Origin of the sequence: Jiella flava (assembly GCF_017349315.1) — a bacterium.
Taxonomy (GTDB): Bacteria; Pseudomonadota; Alphaproteobacteria; order Rhizobiales; family Rhizobiaceae; genus Jiella; species Jiella flava.
Genome location: NZ_JAFMPP010000008.1, coordinates 1 through 24,274, shown reverse-complemented (window position 1 = coordinate 24,274; position 24,274 = coordinate 1). Strand labels below are relative to the sequence as shown.

The window sequence follows — 24,274 nt, the reverse complement described above, 5'->3', positions numbered from 1 at the left end:
GATGAGTGAGCCGATTCCCCGCATCGTCGTCTTCGATCTCGACGACACCCTTTATCTGGAGCGCGACTATGCCACGAGCGGATTTCGCGCCGCCGCAACCACGGTTTTCGCAGCGGATCCGGCGCTGGCCGAACGCGTCGCCAAGACCTGCCAAGACCTGTTCGATGCCGGGCTGCGACAGATGGTGTTTGACGCGTCGCTCGATCGATGCGGCGTCACTGCCGCCGGCGATCTGGTTTCTCGCCTCGTCAGCGCCTATCGTCACCATCATCCGAGGATCGCCCTTGCGCCGGATGCGGCGCGCTACCTGGACGCCTGTCCGACCGGCACTCCCCTCGCGCTGATCACCGATGGACCGCCGGCAAGCCAACGCGCGAAGATCGCAGCGCTTGGCCTAGAGAGCCGAATTGCCAAGATCGTTTGCACCGGGGAGCTCGGCGAAGGCCGCGGCAAACCCCATCCGGAAGCGTTCGAAGAGGTCGAACGCTGGGCCGAGCTGCCGGCGGACCGGCTCGTCTATGTCGCCGACAACGCGGCCAAGGACTTTCTCACTCCAAGGCGTCGGGGTTGGGCGAGCGTCCAGATCCTCCGCCCCGGTCGAATCCATCGCCATGACCCACCCGGCGCGGACTATCGGGCGGATCGGGTGATCCGCAGCCTCGATGCGCTTGATGCCGGTCTCGATGCGCTGGACCGCAAGCGTCTGACGGCCATGGCCGGACCCGCACAGGTGGAGAACGGCCGGCAAGGTCCGCAAGTTTCATGCGCATAAGCTTCGTTCAGGCCGGCTTCGGCGCCGGCGGTGCCGAGAAGGTCGTCAGCATGCTCGCCCATCATTATCGGCAGCGTGGCGACAGCGTCGAGGTGATCGCCCTCAATGAACCATCGGGCGCCACCTATTTCGACTACGATCCGGCCATCTCCGTGGTCGGCCTCGCGGCGCCGCAGGACGGCAGCCGAAGCCGGCCGCGCCGTCTCTTCGATCCTGTTGCCAAGACCTTGGCGCTCAGGCACCGCTTCGCCGTCACCCGCCCGGACATCGTCCTGTCCTTTCTGACCAAGGTGAATATCGTCACCGCGCTCGCCGCCGCCAGGCTGGCAATCCCCGTCGTCATGAGCGAGCGCAACAACTTCGTCGTCCAGCCGATGCATCCCGCCTGGCGCGCGATGCGTAGCCTGGCGCAGGCTCGATCGGCCCGCCTGGTGATGCAGACCCAGGCTGCGCGCGAGGCGCTGCCGCGTCACCTTCGGCGCAAGGCATCGGTGATCCCCAATCCGGTTGCGCCAGCCCCCCTCACCGCGACGAAAGACGACCCCTCACATGTTATCGCGGTCGGGCGACTCGACCGACAAAAAGGCTTCGATCGTCTGCTCGACGCCTTTGCGATCGTCCACGCGGCGATGCCGGATGCGCGTCTGACGATCTTCGGCGAGGGCCAGGAGCGCGCGGCGCTCGAGCGTCAGATCACGACGCTCGGCTTGGAGTCCCGCGTCGTGCTGCCGGGCGTCACGCACGGACCGCAAGACTGGATCAGCGCCGGCGGAATCTTCGTGCTCAGCTCGCGCTACGAAGGCTTTCCGAACGTTCTTCTCGAAGCCCTCGCGGCCGGCCTGCCGCTGGTCGCAACGGCCTGCCCCTGGGGCCCCTCAGAGATTCTCGCCGACGTTGCCGACATCGCCCTCGCGCAGCCCGATGAGCCTGAGGATCTGGCGGCGAAGCTTCTTCATCTGTCTCGCAATGACGGCGCCCGGGCGCGTCTGCGCGCCATCGGTCCGGTCATTGCCGAGCGCTACTTGAGCGCGGCCGTGTTTGCCAAATGGGACGCGGTGATCGACGGAGTCACGGGGTCGGCCTGACCCAGAGACGGCCGACCCCGTAACGATCGCGAATGGCGAAATTCGCCAACGGCCGATAGCCGTGGCTCTCGGCAAATTTCCTCAGCGGCGCCTCGATTGCCGGCTCGAAGCCGAGCAGGAAGGCCGCCGGCGGCTCGACCGCAAAGAGCGCCGCAACACCCTCAGGGGTCACCATCCGATAGGATCGTGCCAAGGCCGGCGAAACGAGATCCGCTGTCCGGAATAAGAACGGCCCGGTGGCCAATTCCGCATAGACCGGCAGCCCGCCCTCCAGCGGATAGATCGGCGCGATCGTCGCCACCCGGCCATCGAGGCCCTTGGCCTTTAAGCGATCGGCCATCGCGGCGCCGGCGCGATGGACCGCGAAGACGGTCCAGTCTCTCGGCTTCAGGAATGTCGCCACATCCTGCATCAACCGCGGGCCTTGCCCGATCAAGACCGCCGCGGCCGCCGCAAGCGTCACCATCTTCGCCTGGGGCAGGATCGTCGCCGGCAGGGCCGACAGAAGCACGGCCAGCGCGAGGGGCACGCAGACCAGCGGCGGCGCAAAATATTGCGGAAAACTCGGCGTCGGAACGAGTGCGACAAAGCTGGAGGCGACGAACGCGACGAAGACGAAGACGAGCGACCAGATCACGCCGCGATCCAGACTGCGCCCTGGTCCGCTCTGCATGCGCCAAAACAAGCCCGCGACGATCAGCGCGACCAGCGCGGCGGCCGCCGTGCCGTTGCCGAGGAGCATTCCATGCGCCAACAACGCCTTCGCCATCAGGCTGGTCGCCGCTCCCTCCCCGGCGCTCGCCGCACTGAGGAAATAGGCCTTGTGCGGCCCGAGATGATAACCGACGACGTTGTCGAGAAACCGCCGCGTATCAACAACGAGGTAAGAGAGAACCGGCAGGCCGCCGACGACGCCGCCGGCCAGGAGCGGAGCCACATGCCGCCGCAGCCGTTCGGCAACATCCAGCCGCCCCGGAAGGAACCAGACCGCGCCACCGGCAACGATGACGAAGGCGATCGCACTCGCCTTGATGTCCACGGCCAAGGCCAATGACAGACCGGCCAGGCCGAGCAGCCATTGTTCCTCGCCCCGACCGGTCGCGACGACGACGATCAGCGCCATCCCGATAAAACTGAAGGGCAGCGGCAGAAAATTGTTCGTCGCCCCCATGCCCGCCTGGGTCAACAAGAGCTCGTTGACGAGGGTCAGCGTCGTCAGACTCCAGGACAGGAACAGCGAGCCGGTCATCCTGTAGGTGAACAGGCTGATCGCCGCGGCAAACAGCAACCAGCCGAGAAAGACAGCGACGCGACCGTCGAGAAGCAGGTCGTTTGAGCCGACGACCGTTCGCACGGCATGAAACAGCCAGGCCGAGCCGGGCGTGTGGTTGTAGAAGAAGTCGGCATAAAGATGATGATCATCGAGCAGCCGGGCCGGCGGAACATAAAGCTCCTCGTCGCGGCGCAGTTGGTAGTTCATCATCCGGGAAAACAGACCGGCGACGCTCAAGGCCGACACGGCGGCCAGCACCAGCGGCCCGGCCAAGGAGCGTCGGATCAGCCCCGAAGCCGCGATCGGGCTTCGACGCATCGAAACCAGAAGAGACAAAGCCCGATCTCCCTTCGTCAAAAATTTGCGTCAACGCCAATCAGCAACCGCCGCCTCAGGGCCACCGCGGCGCCGCCGGGAGCGGCCCCGCTCGGATATGGCACGGGTCACCGTCCGGCCTGGACCATAACGTTGCAGTTGCGAAGCTGGTCGCCGCCAAATGATCCTCCCGGTCATCCTTTCGGCGCATCCCGACAAAATCATCCGCCGAACGGACAAATTGTCACCGGCAGATCCCGAACCTACCGTTTTCACAACATGTCTCGGATCGGAGAGTCCCAATGGTAAAGGTGATTTTGCTGGCCGGCGGGCTCGGGTCGCGTCTCGCGGAGGAGACGACGCGCATTCCCAAGCCCATGGTGGAAATTGGCGGCCGGCCGATCATCATGCATGTCATGGACATCTACAGCCACTGGGGCTTTTGCGACTTTATCGTCGCCGGCGGCTACAAATGCATGTCGATCAAGGCGTTCTTCCAGAACTTTCATCTCTCGACAGCGGACTTCACCGTCGCCCTCGGCAGCGGCTCGATGACGCTGCAGCCGACGCAGCCGCTGGACTGGAACGTCTCGGTGGTGGATACCGGTCTGGCGACCATGACCGGCGGCCGGTTGCTGCGGCTGCGCGAATGGATCGGCGACGAGACCTTCATGGTCACCTACGCCGATGGTGTCGGCAATATCGACATCGAGGCGCTGCTCGCCTTCCACGAGAACCATGGCGGCCTGGCGACGGTGACCGCCGTCCAGCCGCCAGCCCGGTTCGGCAGTCTCGACATGGACGGTGACCGCGTCGTCGAGTTTTCCGAAAAGGTGCGGTCGCGCGAGACCTGGATCAATGGCGGCTTCTTCGTCTTCGAGCCCGGCGTTCTCGACTATGTCCCGGATCTCTCCGAGCCGCTGGAAGCGTCGCCGCTGGCGCGTCTGGCCGCAGACGGTGAGCTCTTCGCCTATCGCCATGACGGCTTCTGGCATCCGATGGATACCGTCCGCGATCGCGATCATCTCGACGGCCTTTGCCAGCAAGACCCCGCTCCCTGGTTGACGTTCTCCCGCGCGGCCGGCAGCGCCATCCCCAGCGCCGCACACCGCAACCGCACGGCTCAGGAGCCGCTGCGTGTCTGAGGCCGAATTTCGTCGCGCCTTTGCCGGCCGCCGGATTCTCGTCACCGGCCACAGCGGCTTCAAGGGCGGCTGGCTGTGCCTCTGGCTGCGCCGGCTGGGCGCCGCGGTCGTCGGCGTCTCGCTGCCGGCCGAACCACGCTCCTTGCACAATGCCATCGGGCTCGACCGCCTGATCGACGGGCGGATCGGCGACATCCGCTCGCGTGAGGCCTTTCAGGCGTGCCTGGCCGGCGCGGACTTCGATCTCGTCTTCCACCTCGCCGCCCAGCCGATCGTGCGACGCTCCTTCGTCGATCCGATCGACACCTACCTGACCAATGTCGTCGGCACCGCCGTGGTGCTCGAGGCAGCCCGCGCCATGCCGTCGCTCAGGGCGATCGTCGTGGTGACCAGTGACAAGTGCTACGCCAACAATGAATGGGCCTGGGGCTATCGCGAGACCGACGCGATGGGCGGCCACGACCCTTACAGCTCGTCCAAGGGATGCACCGAGCTGGTCGCCGCGGCCTATCGCGACACATTCTTCACGCGGCCGGGCGCTCCCCGCCTTGCAACGGTTCGCGCCGGCAACGTGATCGGCGGCGGGGATTTTGCCAGCGACCGGCTGGTGCCGGATCTCGTCCGTGCGATGGAGGCCGGCGAGCGGCCGATTTTGCGCAACCCGGCGAGCGTGCGGCCCTGGCAGCATGTCTTCGAACCGCTGCGCGGCTATCTGATGGTCGCCGCGCGGCTGATGGCCGGCGAACGTGGCATCGACGAAGCCTGGAATTTCGGCTGCGATCGCGACTCCGCCGTCGATGTCGCCAGCCTCGCGGCGATGATCGCGCAAGGACTCGGCGTCAAGCAGGCACCGCTGGTGCGTCGCGACGAAGCCGCGCCCGCCGAGGCCCGGCTGCTTCGTCTCGACAGCACCAAGGCCTTTGTGCGCCTCGGCTGGAAGCCGGTCTATTCGATCGCCGAGACCGTCGACCAGACCGCCGCCTGGTACAGAGCCTTCTTCAAGGACCCCGGTCGTATCCGCGCGGTCAGCGAAGCACAGCTGACCGACTATCTCGTGCGCGCCGAGGCGGCAGAGAGCAGCCGACCAACACCAACCACCGCCCGCCCTGACGAAACCACCGCGGGCCAGGCGGTGGCAGGTGCGCAAAAACGCGCGGCATACGGCTGACAAACGTCCGCCGTGTCGCGGCCGCAGCGATCGACGACAGCATCGGCCCGTACATCGGAATCGACTTTCGGCAAAGCACGATGCTTCGAATCAAAGAGTTCGAGCGTCGTTTCTGCGTCCGAGAGGACGCAGGGCACTTTAAGGAGCTGAACGCGATGCATCGCACGCCCGTCTTCATCACCGGTGCCGCTGGCTTCATCGGCTCGCATCTCGCCAGAGCCTGCCTTGCCGCCGGCCATGACGTGCATCTTCTGACGCGGCCGGGCTCCGACCTCAGCCGGCTGGCCGATCTCCGGGCAAACGTCACCCTCCATTGCAGTGACCTCAACAATCAGGGCCTGCTGCGACGCATCCTCGCCGCCGTCCAGCCGGAGATCATCTTCCATCTCGCGGCCAATCCACGCCGCCCCCGGCAGGACAATCTCGCCGACCTCAGCGCGTCTCTGAAGGCCGACATTGCCGGCTTCGTCAGCCTGTTGCGCGCCGCCGAAACGCTCGCGACGCCGCCCCGGCGGATGATCCGGGCCGGCTCGCTGGCAGAATATGGCGCCGCCACTCCGCCCTACCGCGAAGAAATGCGCGAGGCGCCACTCACCGTCTATGGCGCGAGCCTGCTTGCTGGCACCCATTTCGCCGAAGCCGTCCAGCCGCGTCTTGCCTTTCCGGTCGACACCGCCCGCCTGGCGCTGGTTTACGGGCCGCGCCAATCGACCGACTATTTCCTGCCGCTGCTGATTTCGCGTTGCCTGCGCGGCGAAGAGACGATCGTGCGCCGGCCGCACGACCGCCGCAACCTCGTCCATATCGACGACGCCGTTTGCGCGCTCCTCGCCATGGCGGCGCGGGATGGCCCCGGCGCGATCGTCAATATCGTCGGTCCGAGCGCGCCGACGATGACGGACGTCGCGGAGCTGGTGCGCGAAATGACCGGCGCCGACGGCTGGCAGATCGTCTACGAGGACGGCCACGGCCAAAATGGCACAACCAATCTCGATGGCTCCGGGGCGCGCGCGGATCAGCTGTTCGGATGGCGCGCGCAGATCGCCCTGCCGGACGGATTGGCGCAGACGATCCGCCTCTTTCGCCAGCATCTCTTGGAGCACGACACGGCGTCCGGCGGCGTTGTGAAACACTCCGATCGCACACTTTCGGGAGCCCTCGCCCCATGACCACCACCGCTCAGACCAAGGTTTCCGTGCTGGTGCCGGCCTTCAACGAGGAGGACAATGTCGAGGCGGCCTATCGGGCAATCGTCACGACCTTCGATCACATGCCGGAATGCGAGCTCGAACTGATCTTCACCGACAATCATTCGACCGATCGCACCTTTCCGCTGCTGAAAGCGCTCGCAGCTGCCGATCCGCGCGTTCGGGTGATCCGCTTCAGCCGCAATGTCGGGTTCGAGCGCTCGCTCCTGGCCGGCTTCAAGGCGGCAACCGGCGACTGCGCCGTTCAGATCGATTGCGACCTGCAGGATCCGCCCTCGCTCATTCCGAAAATGCTGGAGCTCTGGCATCAGGGCCATCAGGTGGTCTACGGCATCCGCCGCAAGCTCCCGGACAGTCTGCCGATGGCCATGGCCCGCCGGCTGTTCTACCGCCTGCTCGATGCCCTCAGCGAAGACGATCTGCCGCCGAATGCCGGCGAATTCCGGCTGGTCGACCGGCGTATTCTCGACGAGTTGCGGCTGGTGGATGATACCTCGCCCTATCTTCGCGGGCTGATCAGCGCGATGGGATTCAGCCAGATCGGCTTCGAATACGATCGCGAATCGCGCACCGCGGGCGCCAGCAAATTCCGCCTCAAGGCGCTCGTTCTCCTCAGCGTCGACGCCTTTCTCAATCATTCGCTGGTGCCGCTGCGGCTCGCTTCGCTGACCGCGCTGCTGGTCGCCTCGGTGACCTCGCTGCTCATCCTGTTTTATCTCGTCGGTTATTTCGTCTTCGGCAGCAACTGGCCCCAAGGTTTTGCGACGACCACGATCTTACTGCTGCTCTCGGTCTCGCTGAACGCGATGTTCCTCGGGATCATTGGCGAATATGTCGGCCGCATCTACATGCAGGCCAAGGGCCGGCCACGGGTGATCGTCGAGGCGACCGCCGGGCCGGACTCGATCAAGGCGACGGGCGGGCGTCGCCTCTACGCCGCATGAGCCGGACGGCCGGGCTGGATTGGATGACGCGCATCAAGGCCGCGGCAAGCCATGCCGAGTTGCAGAAACTCTGGCGCTTTGCATCGGTCGGCGTCGTCACGACGCTCCTCGACCTTGCCATGTTCAGCGCCTTGGTGGTGTGCGGCGCACCGGCCGGACCGGCCAATATCGGATCGTATTCGACCGGGATCGCCGCCAGTTACGCGCTCAATCGCCGCTTCACTTTCGGCGCGAAGGGCTCGCCGCTTCGGGCGGCAAAATTTGCCGGCGCCATGCTCTGCGGCCTCGGCCTCAGCACCTTGCTGGTGCTGCTCCTGTCGACACTGGTTCCGGCGCTCGCGGCCAAGATCATCAGCGTCCCGCTGGTGTTTTTGTGGAATTTCGCCATCTCGCGCTGGTGGGTGTTTGCCGGCCAAATCCGAACGACGCAGCACCACGCGGACGAGGACGCCCTGACGCTCTGATCGACGAGGTGCCGCGACGATCGCCAACAGCGATCCCGAGGCGTCTTCGATTGCCCTACGGCGCCAACCCTTCGAGCGCACCACGCGTCCAGCCCGGCTCGTCGTGCGGCGCATCGCGACCGGCCGCGTCGACGTGGCGAAGCTCGCGGTCACCGACCGGATAGCCATAGGCCGTCAGATCGAGACCGGTGAGCGCCGCGGTGCGAGCGTTGCTCGCGGCGTAATAGTCGCCGACGACCCGGGCGATCGAGCGCATCAGTCTTTGGCTCATCCAGGTTTCGAGCTGGCGCGGCGTGACCGCCTCGAAGGCCCGTCGAAACACCCGAAAGCCTTTTGGCAAACTCTTCAGATCGAGAAGTGCGGAGGCGCTCAGCTCGTTGCGCGAAAAATGCCGATTGGCGAAACGCTGGGCCTGCTGCATCAAGAGCGGCCGCTTTTCATTGATCGAGGCGGTGTCGGTCAGCGGACGGGGCGGATGGCCGCAAAAGCCGCCGATGCGATCGCAGAAATCCTGCGGATCGGCGCAGAACATCTCGAACGGCAGCACCAGCACCCGCTCGGGAGAAAACAGCGACTGGTAGTGGAGGATCAGCCGATCGAAGTCGTAAGTGCTCAGCCTAAAATGCGGCATCCGGCCGAGCCGGGGCTGCGGCAATGCGAGAAACTCGTCGATCGATGCGTCGCCGCCATCGGTGACGTATTGGCTGTACATCGACCGCAGCAACGCGCGCTGCTCACGAAGGACAATCAGGATCTTTGCTTCAGGAAAGGTCGCCGCCAGGCGGTCGGCGGTCTGGCGACGGTCGAAGCCGCCATTGCCAGGGTAACCCGACAGCCGCTCATGGGAGAGCACCAGCGTCGCACCCGCCTCTCGGGCCTCGCCGAGCGACGGCAGATAGCGCTGCCGCGCCGCGGCCGGATCGAAGTCGAAGACGTCGGGCCAGACGATGTCGCGGACGATCTCGGTCCGCGAACGATCGGGATCCATGTAAAACCCCCGTCCAGATGACGAAAACACCTGCGTCTGCAGAAATGTCGAGCCGGTCTTATGATAGCCGATGTGGATCAGCATCGGGGCGTGAGCATCACCCAAATTCATTCGCACGCAAGCCTTTTGAAGACATCGACCGCAAGATGGAGTTGCATAACGCAAGCACAAACTATTCTGCGATCTGATGCTATTGACGAGCCGGAACCAATCAAGCTGACAGTCTGATCACGGGCCTACGTCTATCGGATGAGGACGGGGCGGATGAGGATGGAGCGGATCGGCGCTGCCGGCGACGTCGCATCGACCGCGATGCGTCCGCCCCGTGTAAGCCGCCCTTGCGGTCCGCTCCCGAAAACACTAGGGAAGACGGCGCGGGCGGTTAGCTCAGTTGGTAGAGCGCCTCGTTTACACCGAGGATGTCGGCGGTTCGAGCCCGTCACTGCCCACCACGCCCATTCGTCCTGACACGGCGATCGACAGCGTCGTTTTTAAAAGCGGTGCATATGGCCAACCGTGCTGCTGCGTGGACGCAGCGCATGGCATCGAACCGGCCGCGACGAGATCGGGACCACGTTGCGGCGGCGACGTGTGCAACGCAGCACTGGCGACCCATCACACAGAAGGCGTGGAGCCGTTTCTCATCGCAAGTGTTCGGAGAAAATGGTGCGGTCGAGAAGACTCGAACTTCCACGGGTTGCCCCACAGCGACCTCAACGCTGCGCGTCTACCAATTCCGCCACGACCGCACGCCGTGTTGCCGAGAACCATTGGTCGTCGGTGGCGGGCGTGTAACAAGACTTGCCGGGTCGCACAAGGGCTAAATTGGCCGCTGCGCCGAAAAAGCCGGGACAGGTGGAAAGCCGCTCTTGCCACCCACGTAAGACGCAACGATGACGGCAAAAGCACGGCGTTCGCCGTGGCGCCGTGGTGCCCAGCGGCGGAGGGGTCGGCGCCGGCAACGCCGCGGGCGCGGCGATCGGCGGCACATGGTCGAAACTTTCCGCGAATCTCGTTTCCGGCGGCGATTGGAATCGTTATATCCGCGCCATGATCGAGATCCCTGCCCCGACCGCAAAGCCGCGGCTGCTCACCACCACCGAACGCTTCTGGCCATCGGCCGGGAGCCCACCCGTCGCCTGGATGGTGTTTGATGGGTTGACGCCTTACGATGCTGCGCTCGAGGCGATGGAACGGCGCGTTGCCGATATTGCCGAGGGCGGCGCCGAGGAGGCGGTGATGCTGGTCGAGCATCCGCCGCTCTATACGGCCGGGACCGGCGCCAGCGACGGCGACCTTCTCGACCGCCGCTTCCCGGTTCACATGACCGGCCGCGGCGGGCAATACACCTATCACGGCCCCGGCCAGCGCGTGGCCTATGTGCTTCTTGACCTCAAGCGACGCCAGCCAGACGTGCGGGCCTTCGTCGCCGCGTTGGAGGCCTGGCTGATCGCGACGCTTGCCGAGTTCCAGATTGTCGGCGAGCGCCGCGAGGACCGGGTCGGCGTCTGGGTGCAACGGCCCGAACGCGCCCCTGCGCCAAATGGCGCGGTGGCCGAGGACAAGGTCGCGGCGATCGGCATCCGGCTGCGCAAATGGGTGTCGTTCCACGGCGTCGCGCTGAACGTCGATCCGGATCTTGACCACTTCTCCGGCATTGTCCCCTGCGGCATTCGCGGCCATGGCGTGACCAGCCTTGCCGATCTCGGGATTCTCGTCCAGATGCCGGAGGTGGATGGCGTGCTGCGGCAGACGTTTGAGCGCATCTTCGGCCCGACGACACTCGCCGTAACGTGACTATTCGCTGCGGCGCACCTCGAAGGCGCCGTCATAGCTCTCGACCTCGCCGAGCACATTCACCGCCTTGACGCTGCTGCCGGCCGGCCCGTCCTCGGCGGCCTTGAGCATCTCCTCGACCGCCTCGCTATCGCCGCTGAACACCGCTTCCACGGCACCGGAGCGGCGATTGCGCACCCATCCCGACAGCTGCAGGCGCTTCGCCTGCTCCTGTGTCCATGCCCGAAAGCCGACTCCCTGGACCCGGCCGGTGATTTCGACGTGCACGCTTTTCGACATGTCCGATCCATCCTCGCTGCGGTCCTATGATCGCCGCCTTTTTCGAACAGATAGTCGTCTTTGCCGATTGTCGATCAAGAAGACCCGCCGGATTTGAAGGGCCGCCCAAGAAACGCCAGACGCTCCCCCGGCTATTCCTGCTCCCCCGCCCTGTCGCACGTTGGCCGCGCTGGTCACGCCGCCGGGCCGGCAGCCGCCAAAATCGTGCGGTGCGCTTTGACCTTGCCTGCGATTTGCCGCAAGCCAGTGATGCACATCCATCGCGAGCGGAGACGCCGATGACCACCGTCTATATCGATGCCGATGCCTGTCCGGTCAAAGACGAGGCCATCGCGGTGGCCGGGCGCTTCGATGCTGCCGTGGTGCTGGTTTCGAACGGCGGGATGCAGCCGTCGCGCTTTCCCGCGGCCCGCATCGTCGTCGTGCCGGACGGGGCGGATGCGGCCGACGACTGGATCGTCGACCATTGCGCCCCCGGCGACGTCGTCGTCACCGCCGATATTCCCCTGGCGGCCCGCAGCCTCGACAAGAAAGCTTCCGTTCTCGGGCCGACGGGCCGCGAATTCACCGCCGAGACGATCGGCACGGCGCTGTCGATGCGCGCCTTCAAGCAGCATCTGCGCGAGACCGGTGAAAGCAAGGGCTACAACGCCGCCTTCACCGCCGCCGACCGGTCACGCTTTCTTCAAAGCCTCGACCGTATTCTCGCCCGTCATCGCTGAATGAGCGACCGCGTCACCGCCGTCATTGTCATCACAATGCAGCGAGCGGCATGAAACCTTCGGAGGGTCGGCACCGAACATGCCAAGTGATCATCGGGATCGTCCCTCTCGAGCCGTCACGCGCACAACAACGCGCCGCGCGTCCGGCAGGGCGCACAATGCACGCGCATTTTGGCACGCGCATTTTGAGGATGGAGTCTCAGCATCGTGCTTTGCCGAACAGCGATCGCGATGTTCGGGCCGATACGGTAGCCTGGACCAGGAGCCCCCATGACGACGATCGCAGGCGTCGACACCCCCACCGACGAGGTTTCGCAAAAGCGCGGCCGACTGATCTACCGCCAGAAGCTCGCCACCCGACTGACCCATTGGATCTGGGCGATCAGCTTGTTCTTCTTGCTGTTGTCGGGCCTGCAGATCTTCATGGCCCGGCCGGATCTCTACATCGGCAAGCAGTCCGGCTTCGGCTTCGACAATGCGATCCTTCGCATCGACGCCCGCAAGGTCGGCAATGAGATACAGGGCGTGACGACGATCTTCGGCACGAGCGTCGATACCACCGGGTGGCTCGGTCTGGTGCCGGAAGACGGCAGCATGACCGCCAAGACCTTTCCGGGCTGGCTGACGGTGCCGAGCTACCGCGATTTGGCCACCGGGCGCGTCGTTCACTTCTTTTTCGCCTGGGTGCTGGTGACGACGCTCACCGCCTGGCTGATCGCCAGCATCGTCAACGGCCACATCCGCGAGCTGATCCCGACGGTGAGCGACTTGAAAGGCCTGCCGCGTGACATTGTCGATCATCTGCGGCTGCGTTTCCATCATGATGGCCGCTACAATGGCCTGCAAAAGCTCTCCTATGTCGGTGTCCTGTTCGTCGCCTTGCCGGTGATGATCCTGACCGGCCTGACGATGTCGCCGGGGATGGATGCCCTCTTCCCGGTTCTCCTCGACATTTTCGGTGGACGGCAGACCGCCCGCACCATTCATTTCGCAGTGATGCTCGCCCTCGTCCTGTTCTTCGTCGTTCACATTTTGATGGTGGTCCTCGCCGGGCCGCTCAACGAACTGCGCGCCATCGTCACCGGGTGGTACCGCACCTCTTCGGCGAAGCGTTCATGACCCGCTTTACCCTTTCGCGACGCACGTTTCTGACCGGCGCGACGCTCGCCTCCACCGCCTCGCTGACCGGCTGTTTCGATGGCCTCGGCGACCGCGACTCGCACGTGAGAAACGTGCTCGAAATGGCCAATTCGGTGACCTACCGGGTGCAGCGCACGCTGCTCGGCAATACCGACCTCGCGCGGGAATATTCCGAAAGCGAAATTCGCCAGCCGCAGCGCCCCAACGGCACCACCGATCCGACCGACGACGACTATCTGACGCTCGCCAGCGGTCATTTTGCCGGCTACCGCCTGACGATCGGCGGCCTCGTCGAAAAACCGCAATCCTTCTCGCTCGATGAGATCCGGGCGATGCCAAGCCGCACCCAGATCACCCGCCACGACTGCGTCGAGGGCTGGAGCTGCATTGCCAAATGGACCGGCGTGCAACTCTTCCGCCTGCTCGATCAGGCGCAGGTGAAGCCGGCCGCGCGCTATGCGGTGTTCGCGTGTTTCGACACGATGGAACAGGGGTTGGACGGGCCGATCAAATATTATGAATCGATCGATCTGATGGACGCGCACCATCCACAGACGATTCTCGCCTATGGCCTCAACGACAGGGCTCTGCCGGTCTCCAACGGCGCGCCCCTGCGGGTTCGTGTCGAACGTCAGCTTGGCTATAAAATGGCGAAATACATCAAGTCGATCACCCTGGTGAATGATTTCGCATCCTATGGCTACGGTAATGGCGGCTATTGGGAAGACAACGGCTACGACTGGTTTGCCGGAATCTGATCCGCCCACATTCTGTTGCCATGGAAAAATTATGTTGACGATCACCATCACGGGTTGAGTTAAGCAATCCTTATCAAAGAATTGCTTAACTAACGCACCCTAAGGAGAATCGGCATGCTGGCGAAAAAGCAACGGCGCGATTTCGCGGTACGTTTGATGGAGCATCTTGTGGTGCCAACCTTTGTGTTGGACGAGACAGGGCATGTGCTGATCTGGAACAAGTCCTGCGAACGGCTGACGGGCGTCCAGGCCAGCGAGGTCGTTGGGACAAAACTCCATTGGAAAGGCCTTTATCTGGAACCGCGCCCGTGCCTTGCTGATCTTGTCCTGCGCAACGCCAGTTCCGAGATCGACAAACTCTACGCCGTCGACTGCTCATCGGATCCCGATCGCGGGATCCTCTCGGCGGAAAACTGGTGCTATCTGCCGATCGCCGGCGGCGCGCGCTATCTCGCTTTTGATGCCGGCCCGATCCATGACGAGGACGGCAAGCTGATCGCGGTCGTCGAGACACTGCGTGACATCACCGTGCAGAAAGAGGCCCAGGACAAGCTGGAGATCTTGGCCCGGCAGGACTCGCTGACCGGCATTCCCAATCGCCGCCTGTTCGATGAGTATCTCGAAGGCGAATGGCGGATCGCCGCGTCCACCCAGCATCCGCTGTCGCTGCTGATGCTCGATATCGATGACTTCAAGATCTACAACGACACGCTCGGCCATCTCGCCGGCGACAACTGCCTGCGAACCATCGCCGCCCTGCTCACCGAGGAGACCCGCCGCGACCGCGATGTCTGCGCGCGCTACGGCGGCGAGGAATTCGCCGTCATCCTGCCGCAGACCAATTTGATCGGCGCGATCGCGGTGGCCAATCGAATCTCACGCTCGGTTGACGCTGCCAAGATCCTCAATCCCGGCCTTGGCCAGGATCGGTGGCTTACACTCAGCATTGGCGTCGCCACATCGGGTATCGACTGCGGCCCGCAATCGACGACCGAAATGATCGCCGCGGCCGATGCGGCGCTCTACGCCGCCAAGGAAGCAGGCCGCGCCTGCGTGCGCTGGCCGGTGGAACTCAGCCCCGCATCTCACGGCCAGTCGTTCCGTCAAATCGACGATCTCTCGACATCCTGATCGACCCGTGCATGATCAGCCGCTGGCGGTGTACCGTCCGCCCGTCCACATCCCCGGCCGGGTCCGCGGAGCGCCTCAACCAGCCTTTAACGGCAGCAGCTGAACCGCCACCTGCAGCGCCTGCCAGCGCTGCTCGCGGAGCGCCATCGCCTCGCCGTCGGCGCCCCATTGCTCGATGTTCCAGTCTTCTTCAAGATTGGCGAGCGCCCAGGCCTCCTCAGCCGATAGATGGCCGTCGGCCAAGGCCAAAGCGAGAAGCGACGAACCCGTCAAGGTCGTCGCCTGGTGCAACGCCGCCACCCCAAATCCGTCCGTAAATCGATCGAGATGGACCCGCACCGCCTGCAGCGATTCCGGCGGCTGGGCGACATGCATGACGCCGCCGGCAAGGACAAAGCGGGCGCCAAGCCGTGTTTCGGCCCAGGCGAGGATCGGATCCCAGCGCTCGCGCTGGCGCGCGACCAAACGCTCGGGCGCATCGGCGCGGTAAAACAGCATATCGGTCTCGGCAAAGCGGGCAATCTCGGCACGCACCGGCCCCGGATCATCGAGAATGCCGTCGACGATCGTGTTGACGAGGCGGGTCATCGGCATCGTCGCCGGATCGATCCGCTCACCCTGCCGCTCCCACTCGGCGGCGATCACCTCGGCCACCGCGCGATGCGGCACCGCCAGCCGTTTGCGCGCCGGCGTTTTGACCGGCCGACCGTCGAGCGCCACGGCAAAACCGACCGAGGCCTGTTCGACCGAGACATGCTGATAGAACCGCTTCGGCAGATCGGGACGGTTGAGCAGCGGATTGTTCGACATCGTGGCGTCTATCTCTCTCGTGCAGTCGTCACAAATGGGGCGAGACGGCACCGATGGCGATACGCGATGCGCCGGCAAGCCGCTCCGCCTCGCCACCTGTTGTCTTCAAGCTCTGATGAAGCGTTCCAGCGCTTCGCTCAGTGCGGCGACATCGGTGACGATCTCGTCGGCGCCCGCCCGGATCAAGAGCACGGACGCATGGCTGCCCCAGGTCACGCCGATCGCATGGGCGCCCGCCGCCTTGGCCATTTGCATATCGAAAGTGGTGTCGCCGACGACGACAGCCGCCTGCGGATCGAGGCCGAATTCGCCGCAGCATTCGAGCACCATCGCCGGATGCGGCTTGGAGGGGCAGTCGTCGGCCGTGCGCACGACATGAAAGCACGCCGTGAGGCCGTGATGGGCGGTCAGCGCCGCAACACCGCGCCGCGACTTACCGGTGACCATACCGACCAACACGTCGTCGCGCGCCGCCAGATCGGTCAGTAGCGCCGCCATGCCCGCAAACAGCTCTTCGGTGAAGTCGGGTCGCGCCCGCTCGGCGCGATATTCGATCCGATAGTTTTCGGCGATCGTCTGGGATTCGCTCTCTCTCAGCGACGGGCGCAATGCGTGCACCGCCGTTTCCAGCGACAGACCGATGATCGCCCGTGTGGCTTCCGGCGTCGGCGGCTCAATGCCGAAGCGCGCGAAGGCGCGGGTCATGATCGTTGCGATCAGGCCGGCACTGTCGGCGATGGTGCCGTCGCAGTCGAACAGGATGGCTTTCACGGCGTCCACCTCAATCACCCAGCGCGGCTTCGTCGAAGCCGAACAGATTGAAGGTCTGGACCATGTGTTCGGGCAGCGGCGCGATCTGGTCGATGACGCCCTTGCCGTCCGGATGCGGAATGACGATCCGCCGGGCGTGGAGATGCAAGCGCTTCTGCACGCCGCCGGGAAATTCCCAGTTGGTGTCGTGCTCGAAATATTTCGGGTCGCCGAGAATCGGATGGCCGATATGGGCGGCGTGGACGCGCAGCTGGTGGGTGCGGCCGGTGTGGGGCTGCATTTCGACCCAGCAGAAATTCTGCGCCACCTGATCGATCACCCGGTAGTGAGAAAGCGCATGATCGGCGCCCTCGTCGCCATGGCTGGCGATCCGCATGCGGTCCCCATCCGGCGTCTGTTCGCGGCGCAGATAGGTCGAGATGCGTCCCTCGCGCTTGGCCGGAACACCTTTGACGATCGCCCAGTAGTGCTTCTCTGTGTCGCGCTCGCGAAACGCCTTGGTGAGCTGGGTGGCGGCGCCGCGGGTGCGGGCGACGACGAGGATGCCCGACGTGTCGCGATCGATCCGGTGGACCAGGCGGGGCTTTTCCCCCTTCTTGTTGCGCCAGGCTTCGAGCATCTTGTCGACATGCCGCGACACGCCCGAGCCGCCCTGGACGGCAAGGCCGGCGGGCTTGTTGAAGACGAAGACCTTCTCGTCCTCATAGATCAGCATTTTCGAGAGGACATCGCCGTCGAGCCGGTCGCGCATCGTGTTGGCGGTCAGCGGCCGGGCGTCAGCCTTGGCGTCGGTGCCGACCGGCGGCACGCGGATCATCTGCCCCGGCTCGATGCGGGTGTCGGCCTTCGCCCGGCCGCCATCGACCCGGATCTGTCCGGACCGCAGCAGCTTCTGCAGATGGCCAAAGCCAAGGCCGGGATAATGAAGCTTGAACCAGCGGTCGAGCCGCAGCCCCGCCTCGTCGTCCTCCACCCGTCGCTGTTCGACACCTGCCATCTTGCTCTTGCCCTATTGCGGTCTGCGTTTTCGGCCGCGTCACCGACATCGACTCGCGCGCCTCATGCAGTCGGCCAGCCATTTTGGGGGCCAGACCAGTCTTCGCCGTGACGCGTCTGTAAAGAATGACGACCGCGACGGCAATGAAGTGCGCATCCACCGGCCATCGTCGCTTCAGATCCGCCTAGCGCTCCTTCGGCGAGATATAGGATGGGTCGTGGGCAAACGGCATGTCCGCGCCCGTCTCCAACGCCCGGAGGATCGCGGCGAAATCGGTTTCGCAGCGAAAGCCAAGCACCCGCTCCATTCGGGCGGAATCATAGACCCGGCCAATCGACGTCGGCAGCGCCCAGCCTCGCTGTGCGTAAAGCCCCGGCGCCTGCGGAAAATGGCGCGCGATGACCGCCGCCGCGTCGGTTTTGAGCGCCGCCGTTTCGGACCGATCAAAGGGCGTCGGTGCTGAGACGACGAAGAGATCGAAGCCGAGACCCCGAGCCCGGTCGAGGGCGGCGAGATGGGCCCGCGCGCAATCTTCGACAGTCAGCCGGCGGTTGAGAAACTCGTTCGCCTTGAGATTCTCTCCGGGCAGTTGATCGAGCGTGTCGTCTTCTTCCGGAAAGAACCGCGCGGTCCTCAGAACGACGCTGCTCAGCCCGTGCTGTCGGTGGAACAGCCGGCAAAGGCCCTCTGCCGTGAGCTTGGTGACGCCGTAGATGTTGCGCGGCGCCAGCGGCCCCGCCGCTTCATCGAGCCAGACGGCGGCGGGGCCGGCCTCGTCGCGGATCACTTGCGAGATCATCAGCGAGGTCGTCGAGGTAAAGACGAAGCGATCGTGCCCCGCCGCAAGGGCCGCTTCGAGAAGGTTCAATGTGCCGGTGACATTGACCTCGATGAAGCGCTGGGCCGGATAGCGGACGATGTCGGGTTTGTGCAGCGCGCCGGCATGGATCACCGCCTCGATCCGATGGTCGGCAAACACCCGGTCGATCAGCGGCCGGTCGGCCACCGAGCCGATGACATCAGTCTCGGCACCGGGAGCGACATCGAGCCCCACGACCTCCTCGCCGCGCGCCCGCAACATCGGCGCGAGGAAGCGGCCGAGCCAACCGGATGATCCGGTGAGAAGGATACGCATGCGAGGCTCTGCGTCAGCCGAAGCTGCGCACGAGCGTCAGGCCCGCAAACAGTGCGGCGACGCCAATCGTCACCGATCCGATCAGATAGAGCGCGGCCAAAGCAAGGTCGCCGCGCTCGTAAAGAAACGCCGTGTCGAGCGAGAAGGACGAGAAGGTGGTGAAACCGCCGAGAAAGCCGGTGGCAACGAACAGGCGCAGATCGTTCGATGCGCCGAAGCGTCGGGCGAGAAGCTCGATGAACAGCCCCATGATGAAGGAACCGACAACGTTTACGAACATCGTGGCATAGGGAAAGCCCGACCCTAACAATCGAAGGGCAGCCACGCCGGACAAGTGGCGCATGGCCGCGCCGATTCCCCCGCCAAGCGCAACGAGCAGAACTTCATACATATCGCGATTCCCTGAGAGACTGAGCCGTGACCTGACGGCAAGAGGGGAAGCGGCCGGCGCGACGATCGCGCCGGTCGAAGTCGGTCAAGAGATATCCCCCGCCCTCAGCGCAACTCAGGCGGTGGTTTTGCCCTGCGCCTTCATCTTTTCGAGAAAGGGCTGCTTCTTTTCGTCACGCAGTCCTTGCCAGATCGACCAGCAGAGGAGCAAGAGCAGAATCGCGAAGGGAAAGCCGGTGGCAATCGCCGCGGCTTGAAGAGCGGCCAGGCCACCGCCGAGCAGCAAGGTGATCGCCACCAGGCCCTCGAAGGTCGCCCAGAAGACGCGCTGCGGCACCGGCGCATCGATCTTGCCGCCGGCGGTGATCGTGTCGATCACCAGCGAACCGGAATCGGACGAGGTCACGAAGAAGACGATCACCAGGATGATGCCGATGAAGGAGGTAACCTCCTTGAGCGGCAATTGTCCCATCATTTCAAAGAGCTTGACCTCCAGCGCGGCGTCGACGATGCCGTTGAAGCCGCCGATCGTCTCGGTCAGCGCGGTCCCGCCGAAGACGGTCATCCAGATGATCGAAACGATGGTCGGAATGATCAAGACGCAGGTGATGAACTCGCGCACCGTCCGGCCACGCGAGACCCGCGCGATGAACATGCCGACAAAAGGCGACCAGCTCATCCACCAGGCCCAGTAGAACGTCGTCCAGCCCGTGCGATAGCCGTCGTCCAGCCGTCCGAACGGATTGGAGAGCGGTACGAATTCGCGCAGATAGGCGACGGTGTTGCCGACGAAGCCCTGAACGAGCTGCATCGTCGGGCCGACGAAGAACACGAAGAGCAGCAAAAGCAGCGCCAGCACCATGTTGATCTCCGACAGCCGCCGCACGCCGGCGTCGAGACCGGCAACGACGGAGGTCAGCGCCACGCCGGTGATCAGGCAGATCAGAACGATATTGCTGATCATGCCGTCGGGCACGCCGAACAGATAGTTGAGGCCGCCAACGGCCTGTTCCGCGCCATAACCAAGCGAGGTCGCCAGACCGAACAGCGTCGCGAAGACGGCGATGATGTCGATGATATGGCCCGGCCAGCCCCACACCCGGTCGCCCAGCATCGGGTAGAACACCGAGCGCATGGTGAGCGGCAGGCCCCAGTTGTAGCTGAAGAAAGCCAAGCCCAGCGCCACCACGGCATAGATCGCCCAGGGGTGCAGCGCCCAGTGATAGATCGTCGCCGCCATGCCCAGCCGGCGAGCCGCCTCGGTATCGCCGGCCGCGCCCATCAGCGGCGCGTCGGCGCCGCCCGCCAGCGAGGCGGTGAAGTGAGTGACCGGTTCGGAAACGCCATAGAACATCAGGCCGATGCCCATGCCGGCGGCAAACAGCATGGCGAACCAGCCGAAATAGCCAAATTCCGGCTCCGCATCCTTGCCACCGAGCTTGATCCTGCCGAAGGGCGAAACCACCAGCACCAGACAGAACAGGACGAAGACGTCGCCGGCGAGGATGAACAGCCAATCGAAGGTGGACGTGATCGCTGGACGCAGCCAGCCGAAAAAGTCGTTGGCGAGAGCCGGAAACAACAGCGCGAATGCGACGAAGGCAATGATCACACTTGCCGAAATCGGAAAGACCGGATTGTGAATATCCAAGCCAAAGCGTTGGATGTTGTCCTGGCCAATCTCATAATCAGTTACCGAAACGTCGGGTATTTCTGCCTGATCCGAAGGCATAGAGACCTCATTCTTGTTTCAAAAATTACGATCTTCCGCTGCAATTTCAGCGGAAATCAATCGATCAACCGCACTTTCTTCCGCGAATAAATGGCTTTCGGCCGCAAGCATCAACCCCACAATCGCAATTCGATGGCGGCTTTTTCCAATCTTTCTGACATTTCGCGCGGGAAACCAGCCAAAACACGGGATCACGTTGCGATAGAAACGGTGGGAAAGACGCCCATTTTGCACCCTACGACATCGGCCCGAAAATCGATTCCGATTTTCGGGCCGATGTCGTATGAGCGAGAGCGCTGTGCGTCCTGCCGGACGCACGGCGCTAAAGGCGTCAGCCCCGCAGCCACACCCGGTTGTCATGGAAGGCCGCGCCGCCGAAGGGAACGACCGGATCGGCGCCGGTCAGTGTGTTGATCCCCTCGCCGTCGACGAAATCGGAATTGGCCCACAGCCCCTCATGGACGAGCACGCCAGGTTTGACCGCGTCACTGACTTTCAGCGTCAGCCGCACCGAACCGCGTTGATTGCCGATCGCCACCAGCACGCCGTCGGCGAGATCTTCGCGGCCCGCGTCGTCCGGATGGATCAGCAGCTCCGGCCCACCTTCCCGCTGACGCGAGCCCTCGGTTTCGGCAAAGGTCGAGTTGAGGAACTGGCGCGCCGGCGAGGTCGCCAAGCGATAGGGATGCGCAGCGTCGGCCTCCTCGATCAGCGCGACGTGATCGGGAAAGACCGGCAGCGCATCGACCGGCCCCTGCAGGCCGAGGCTCTGCGGCGGCCGGTTCGGCGCCATCGCCCCCCGCCAATCAGGCTTGAAGCGGAACTTGCCGTCCGGCCAGCCGAAACCGGTCAAAAAATGCGCCGTCTCGAAATCCGGCTGCTTGTCGATCCAGCGCCCGGTCTTCAAGGCATCATAGCCGCCGGGCGCGCCGCTCGCCTTCAGCAGGTCGTCGATCAGCTGGCGCGCGGTGAGGCCGAAGCCCGGCCGATCGGCGACGCCGAGACGCTTGGCCAGCTCTTCGACGACGAAATGGTTGGTGCGCACCGTTGCCGGCGGATCGACGAGCTTGGGGCCGAGCACGATGTGGTTCTGCCCGCCGCCGCGATAAATATCGTCGTGCTCCAGAAACATCGTCGCCGGAATCACCAGATCGGCCAGCTTGGCCGTGTCGGTCATGAACTGCTCATGCACCGCGACGAACAGATCGGTCCGCGCAAAGCCCTGGCGCACCAAGCGCTGCTCGGGACAGACATTCACCGGATTGGTGTTCTGGATCAGCATCGCGGCCACCGGAGGGCCGTTTGACAGCGCGCCCCGATCGCCGGTCAGAACCGCCCCGATCCGCGACTGATCGAGATGGCGGATCGCCGGGTCGCGGTCGGCCGTCCCCATGATCTTCGCCCGATTAAGACCGAAAATATCGGAATTGGAATGGAAGGCGCCGCCGCCCTCGTACCGCCAATGGCCATAGACCGCCGGCACCGACAGCGCCGCATGCATGGCGAGGGCGCCGTTGCGCTGGCGGGTAAAACCATAGCCGAGCCGGAAGAAGCTGCGCGGCGTCTGGCCGATCAGCGCGGCAAACGCCTCGATCGATTCCGCCGTCAGCCCGGTGATCGCCGCGGCCCAGTCCGGCGAGCGGGCCGTCAAATGAGCTTCGAGCCCGGCCGGATCGTCGGTGTAGCGGGCCAGATAGTCGCGGTCGGCGGTGTTATCGCGAAAGGCGATATGCATCAGCGCGCAAGCGAGCGCGGCGTCGGTGCCGGGCCGCAGCTTCAGCGCCAGATCGGCCTGCTTCATGGTGGCGTTGTCGTAGATGTCGATGGCGACGATTGTGGCGCCGCGCTCCTTGCGCGCCTTGGCCGCGTGGGTCATCACATTGACCTGCGTCGCCACCGCATTGGTGCCCCAGATCACCACGCAGTCGGATTTTTGGATCTCGCGCGGATCGGCGCCACGCATCGCGCCGGCGCCGGCGAACCAGCCGCCCCAGGCCATGTTGGTGCAGATGGAATCGAACTGGTTGGAATAGCGCTTGGCATGGCGCAGCCGGTGGATGCCGTCGCGCTGCACCAGCCCCATCGTGCCAGCATAATTGTAAGGCCAGACAGCCTCCGATCCATGGCGGCTTTCGGCCGTAACGAAGGCTTCGGCGATCAGGTCGAGGGCGTCGTCCCAACCGATTTCGCGCCATTCTCCGGCGCCCTTTTCACCAACGCGCTGAAGGGGTTTCAAAAGTCTGTTGGCGTGGTGGATACGCTCGGCATAACGGGCGACCTTGGCGCAGATCACCCCGGCCGTATAGTCGTTGCCGGCGGCCCCGCGCAGGCGACCGACCCGCCCTCCGTCCAGCAGCTCCACGTCGAGCGCGCAGGTCGACGGGCAGTCGTGGGGACAGGCGCTGTGGCCGATGGCGATGGGCAAGGGCTTGGTCATGTCGCCGTCTTAGCAAGAGTTTACCATTTTGCGCCATGGCTCGTATGGCTGCACGCGCTTTGGCGTTCAGGACGAAATGCGAAGGCGGGGAGCGCAAGGCGTGACAACCTTCGTGGCGTAAAAGGCAATTTTGATGAAGATGGAGATTATCGGGCATCGATCCGAATCGATCTGCCCCCCTTGTGCCGATGGACCCGATTTTCAAAGTCTGACTGACACCCTTGATCTGGCTTCGCAGCCGTGAGCAACGCTGTCGTCGTCATCGCGGAGGATTGGGTTGTTCGGTCCTCGGCCCCACGAAGACCCAGACATTTTCGGGCCTGTTTCGATCCACGCCTCCGCATGGGAGGCGACGAAGGACGGGAGAAAGCTTGGAAACGGTTAGGCTGTTTCGATCCACGCCTCCGCATGGGAGGCGACGTTCAGCGCGCGGATGTGCAAATCAAGGATCGATTGTTTCGATCCACGCCTCCGCATGGGAGGCGACGCCTCCTGATTTTTACGCGATCCAGCTTGCGAGGTTTCGATCCACGCCTCCGCATGGGAGGCGACGCATTTGCGATAGTGCGAGACCCTTCTTTCTTGAGTTTCGATCCACGCCTCCGCATGGGAGGCGACAAAAAGCTTTGATAACACAATCGCAGGCACAAAAGTTTCGATCCACGCCTCCGCATGGGAGGCGACACTGGCCTGCTGCCGGTTTCGTGGACACCGAGATAAGGTGTTTAACGGAACTGGAGAGTTGGAATGCAGAGAAGGAAGTTCAGCCGCGAGTTCAAGCTTGAGACAGTGAGGCTGGTGAAGGATCGGGGC

The 24,274-nt window shown here is 64.2% G+C and carries 22 protein-coding genes, 2 tRNA genes and 1 CRISPR repeat array; of the genes, 13 read left to right on the top strand and 11 right to left on the bottom strand.

What is annotated here, in order from left to right:
- Position 1: 1 nt before the first annotated feature.
- Positions 2-772, top strand: a complete 771-nt coding sequence (locus tag J1C48_RS10595; RefSeq protein WP_207257819.1) for an HAD family hydrolase — start codon at positions 2-4, stop codon at positions 770-772.
- On the top strand, positions 763-1,857 hold the full coding sequence (locus J1C48_RS10590) for a glycosyltransferase family 4 protein (RefSeq protein WP_207257818.1): 1,095 nt from the start codon (positions 763-765) through the stop codon (positions 1,855-1,857). The genes J1C48_RS10595 and J1C48_RS10590 overlap by 10 nt, the downstream gene beginning before the upstream one ends.
- Here J1C48_RS10590 and J1C48_RS10585 read toward each other — a convergent pair.
- Positions 1,841-3,466, bottom strand: a complete 1,626-nt coding sequence (locus J1C48_RS10585) for a hypothetical protein (protein ID WP_207257817.1) — start codon at positions 3,464-3,466, stop codon at positions 1,841-1,843. The two genes, J1C48_RS10590 and J1C48_RS10585, sit on opposite strands and share 17 nt — an antisense overlap.
- 281 nt (positions 3,467-3,747) lie before the next feature.
- On the opposite strand from J1C48_RS10585, the gene rfbF reads away from it, so the two are divergent.
- The 5 genes from rfbF to J1C48_RS10560 all read left to right on the top strand — a co-directional run bounded on the left by rfbF (position 3,748) and on the right by J1C48_RS10560 (position 8,374).
- Positions 3,748-4,590, top strand: a complete 843-nt coding sequence (gene rfbF / locus J1C48_RS10580; protein ID WP_207257816.1) for a glucose-1-phosphate cytidylyltransferase — start codon at positions 3,748-3,750, stop codon at positions 4,588-4,590.
- Entirely contained in the window at positions 4,583-5,758 is a 1,176-nt protein-coding gene (gene rfbG / locus J1C48_RS10575) for a CDP-glucose 4,6-dehydratase (protein ID WP_207257815.1), read from the top strand. Before rfbF ends, rfbG begins: the two co-directional genes overlap by 8 nt.
- A 155-nt stretch (positions 5,759-5,913) precedes the next feature.
- Positions 5,914-6,927: an NAD-dependent epimerase/dehydratase family protein gene (locus J1C48_RS10570; RefSeq protein ID WP_207257814.1), complete on the top strand. Its 1,014-nt coding sequence runs from the start codon at positions 5,914-5,916 to the stop codon at positions 6,925-6,927.
- On the top strand, positions 6,924-7,910 hold the full coding sequence (locus tag J1C48_RS10565; RefSeq protein ID WP_207257813.1) for a glycosyltransferase family 2 protein: 987 nt from the start codon (positions 6,924-6,926) through the stop codon (positions 7,908-7,910). Before J1C48_RS10570 ends, J1C48_RS10565 begins: the two co-directional genes overlap by 4 nt.
- A 23-nt stretch (positions 7,911-7,933) precedes the next feature.
- Entirely contained in the window at positions 7,934-8,374 is a 441-nt protein-coding gene (locus J1C48_RS10560) for a GtrA family protein (protein ID WP_207257812.1), read from the top strand.
- Positions 8,375-8,429: 55 nt separating this feature from the next.
- Here the strand turns inward: J1C48_RS10560 and J1C48_RS10555 are convergent, their stop codons facing one another.
- Complete coding sequence (locus tag J1C48_RS10555) at positions 8,430-9,473, bottom strand: sulfotransferase (RefSeq protein ID WP_207257811.1); 1,044 nt, start codon at positions 9,471-9,473, stop codon at positions 8,430-8,432.
- A 265-nt stretch (positions 9,474-9,738) separates the two neighbouring features.
- Here J1C48_RS10555 and J1C48_RS10550 point away from each other — a divergent pair.
- Positions 9,739-9,814: transfer RNA gene (locus tag J1C48_RS10550), tRNA-Val, on the top strand.
- Between the two features lie 212 nt (positions 9,815-10,026).
- Here the strand turns inward: J1C48_RS10550 and J1C48_RS10545 are convergent.
- Positions 10,027-10,111: transfer RNA gene (locus tag J1C48_RS10545), tRNA-Leu, on the bottom strand.
- Positions 10,112-10,412: 301 nt separating this feature from the next.
- Here J1C48_RS10545 and lipB point away from each other — a divergent pair.
- Entirely contained in the window at positions 10,413-11,159 is a 747-nt protein-coding gene (gene lipB, locus J1C48_RS10540; RefSeq protein WP_207257956.1) for a lipoyl(octanoyl) transferase LipB, read from the top strand.
- On the opposite strand, the gene J1C48_RS10535 is transcribed toward lipB, so the two are convergent.
- Positions 11,160-11,438 carry an acylphosphatase gene (locus tag J1C48_RS10535; RefSeq protein WP_207257810.1) on the bottom strand — a complete coding sequence of 93 codons (279 nt, stop codon included), beginning with the start codon at positions 11,436-11,438 and terminating at the stop codon, positions 11,160-11,162.
- A gap of 278 nt (positions 11,439-11,716) precedes the next feature.
- On the opposite strand from J1C48_RS10535, the gene J1C48_RS10530 reads away from it, so the two are divergent.
- The 4 genes from J1C48_RS10530 (at position 11,717) to J1C48_RS10515 (ending at position 15,189) form a co-directional block, all read left to right on the top strand.
- The gene (locus J1C48_RS10530; protein WP_207257809.1) at positions 11,717-12,160 is read left to right on the top strand and encodes a YaiI/YqxD family protein; all 444 of its coding nucleotides are present in this window, start codon (positions 11,717-11,719) and stop codon (positions 12,158-12,160) included.
- A 270-nt stretch (positions 12,161-12,430) separates the two neighbouring features.
- A complete protein-coding gene (locus J1C48_RS10525) occupies positions 12,431-13,279 on the top strand; it encodes a cytochrome b/b6 domain-containing protein (protein WP_207257808.1) in 849 nt (282 codons plus the stop codon).
- Positions 13,276-14,058, top strand: a complete 783-nt coding sequence (locus J1C48_RS10520) for a molybdopterin-binding protein (RefSeq protein ID WP_207257807.1) — start codon at positions 13,276-13,278, stop codon at positions 14,056-14,058. Before J1C48_RS10525 ends, J1C48_RS10520 begins: the two co-directional genes overlap by 4 nt.
- A gap of 114 nt (positions 14,059-14,172) precedes the next feature.
- Positions 14,173-15,189: a diguanylate cyclase gene (locus J1C48_RS10515; protein WP_231081698.1), complete on the top strand. Its 1,017-nt coding sequence runs from the start codon at positions 14,173-14,175 to the stop codon at positions 15,187-15,189.
- A gap of 75 nt (positions 15,190-15,264) precedes the next feature.
- Here the strand turns inward: J1C48_RS10515 and J1C48_RS10510 are convergent, their stop codons facing one another.
- The 7 genes from J1C48_RS10510 to J1C48_RS10480 all read right to left on the bottom strand — a co-directional run bounded on the left by J1C48_RS10510 (position 15,265) and on the right by J1C48_RS10480 (position 23,461).
- Entirely contained in the window at positions 15,265-15,999 is a 735-nt protein-coding gene (locus J1C48_RS10510; RefSeq protein WP_207257806.1) for an ATP12 family chaperone protein, read from the bottom strand.
- Positions 16,000-16,104: 105 nt separating this feature from the next.
- Positions 16,105-16,788, bottom strand: a complete 684-nt coding sequence (locus J1C48_RS10505) for an HAD-IA family hydrolase (RefSeq protein WP_425523496.1) — start codon at positions 16,786-16,788, stop codon at positions 16,105-16,107.
- Positions 16,781-17,767 carry an RluA family pseudouridine synthase gene (locus tag J1C48_RS10500; RefSeq protein WP_207257805.1) on the bottom strand — a complete coding sequence of 329 codons (987 nt, stop codon included), beginning with the start codon at positions 17,765-17,767 and terminating at the stop codon, positions 16,781-16,783. Before J1C48_RS10500 ends, J1C48_RS10505 begins: the two co-directional genes overlap by 8 nt.
- A 184-nt stretch (positions 17,768-17,951) precedes the next feature.
- On the bottom strand, positions 17,952-18,902 hold the full coding sequence (locus J1C48_RS10495; protein ID WP_207257804.1) for an NAD-dependent epimerase/dehydratase family protein: 951 nt from the start codon (positions 18,900-18,902) through the stop codon (positions 17,952-17,954).
- 13 nt (positions 18,903-18,915) lie between these two features.
- Complete coding sequence (crcB, locus tag J1C48_RS10490) at positions 18,916-19,293, bottom strand: fluoride efflux transporter CrcB (protein WP_207257803.1); 378 nt, start codon at positions 19,291-19,293, stop codon at positions 18,916-18,918.
- 114 nt (positions 19,294-19,407) lie between these two features.
- Positions 19,408-21,024 (bottom strand): BCCT family transporter, encoded by a 1,617-nt coding sequence (locus tag J1C48_RS10485; RefSeq protein WP_207257802.1) that lies wholly within the window; start codon positions 21,022-21,024, stop codon positions 19,408-19,410.
- Between the two features lie 331 nt (positions 21,025-21,355).
- The gene (locus tag J1C48_RS10480) at positions 21,356-23,461 is read right to left on the bottom strand and encodes a molybdopterin oxidoreductase family protein (protein WP_207257801.1); all 2,106 of its coding nucleotides are present in this window, start codon (positions 23,459-23,461) and stop codon (positions 21,356-21,358) included.
- A gap of 322 nt (positions 23,462-23,783) precedes the next feature.
- A CRISPR array of direct repeats spans positions 23,784-24,145; the repeat unit is 32 nt; unit sequence GTTTCGATCCACGCCTCCGCATGGGAGGCGAC.
- Between the last annotated feature and the right edge of the window lie 129 nt (positions 24,146-24,274).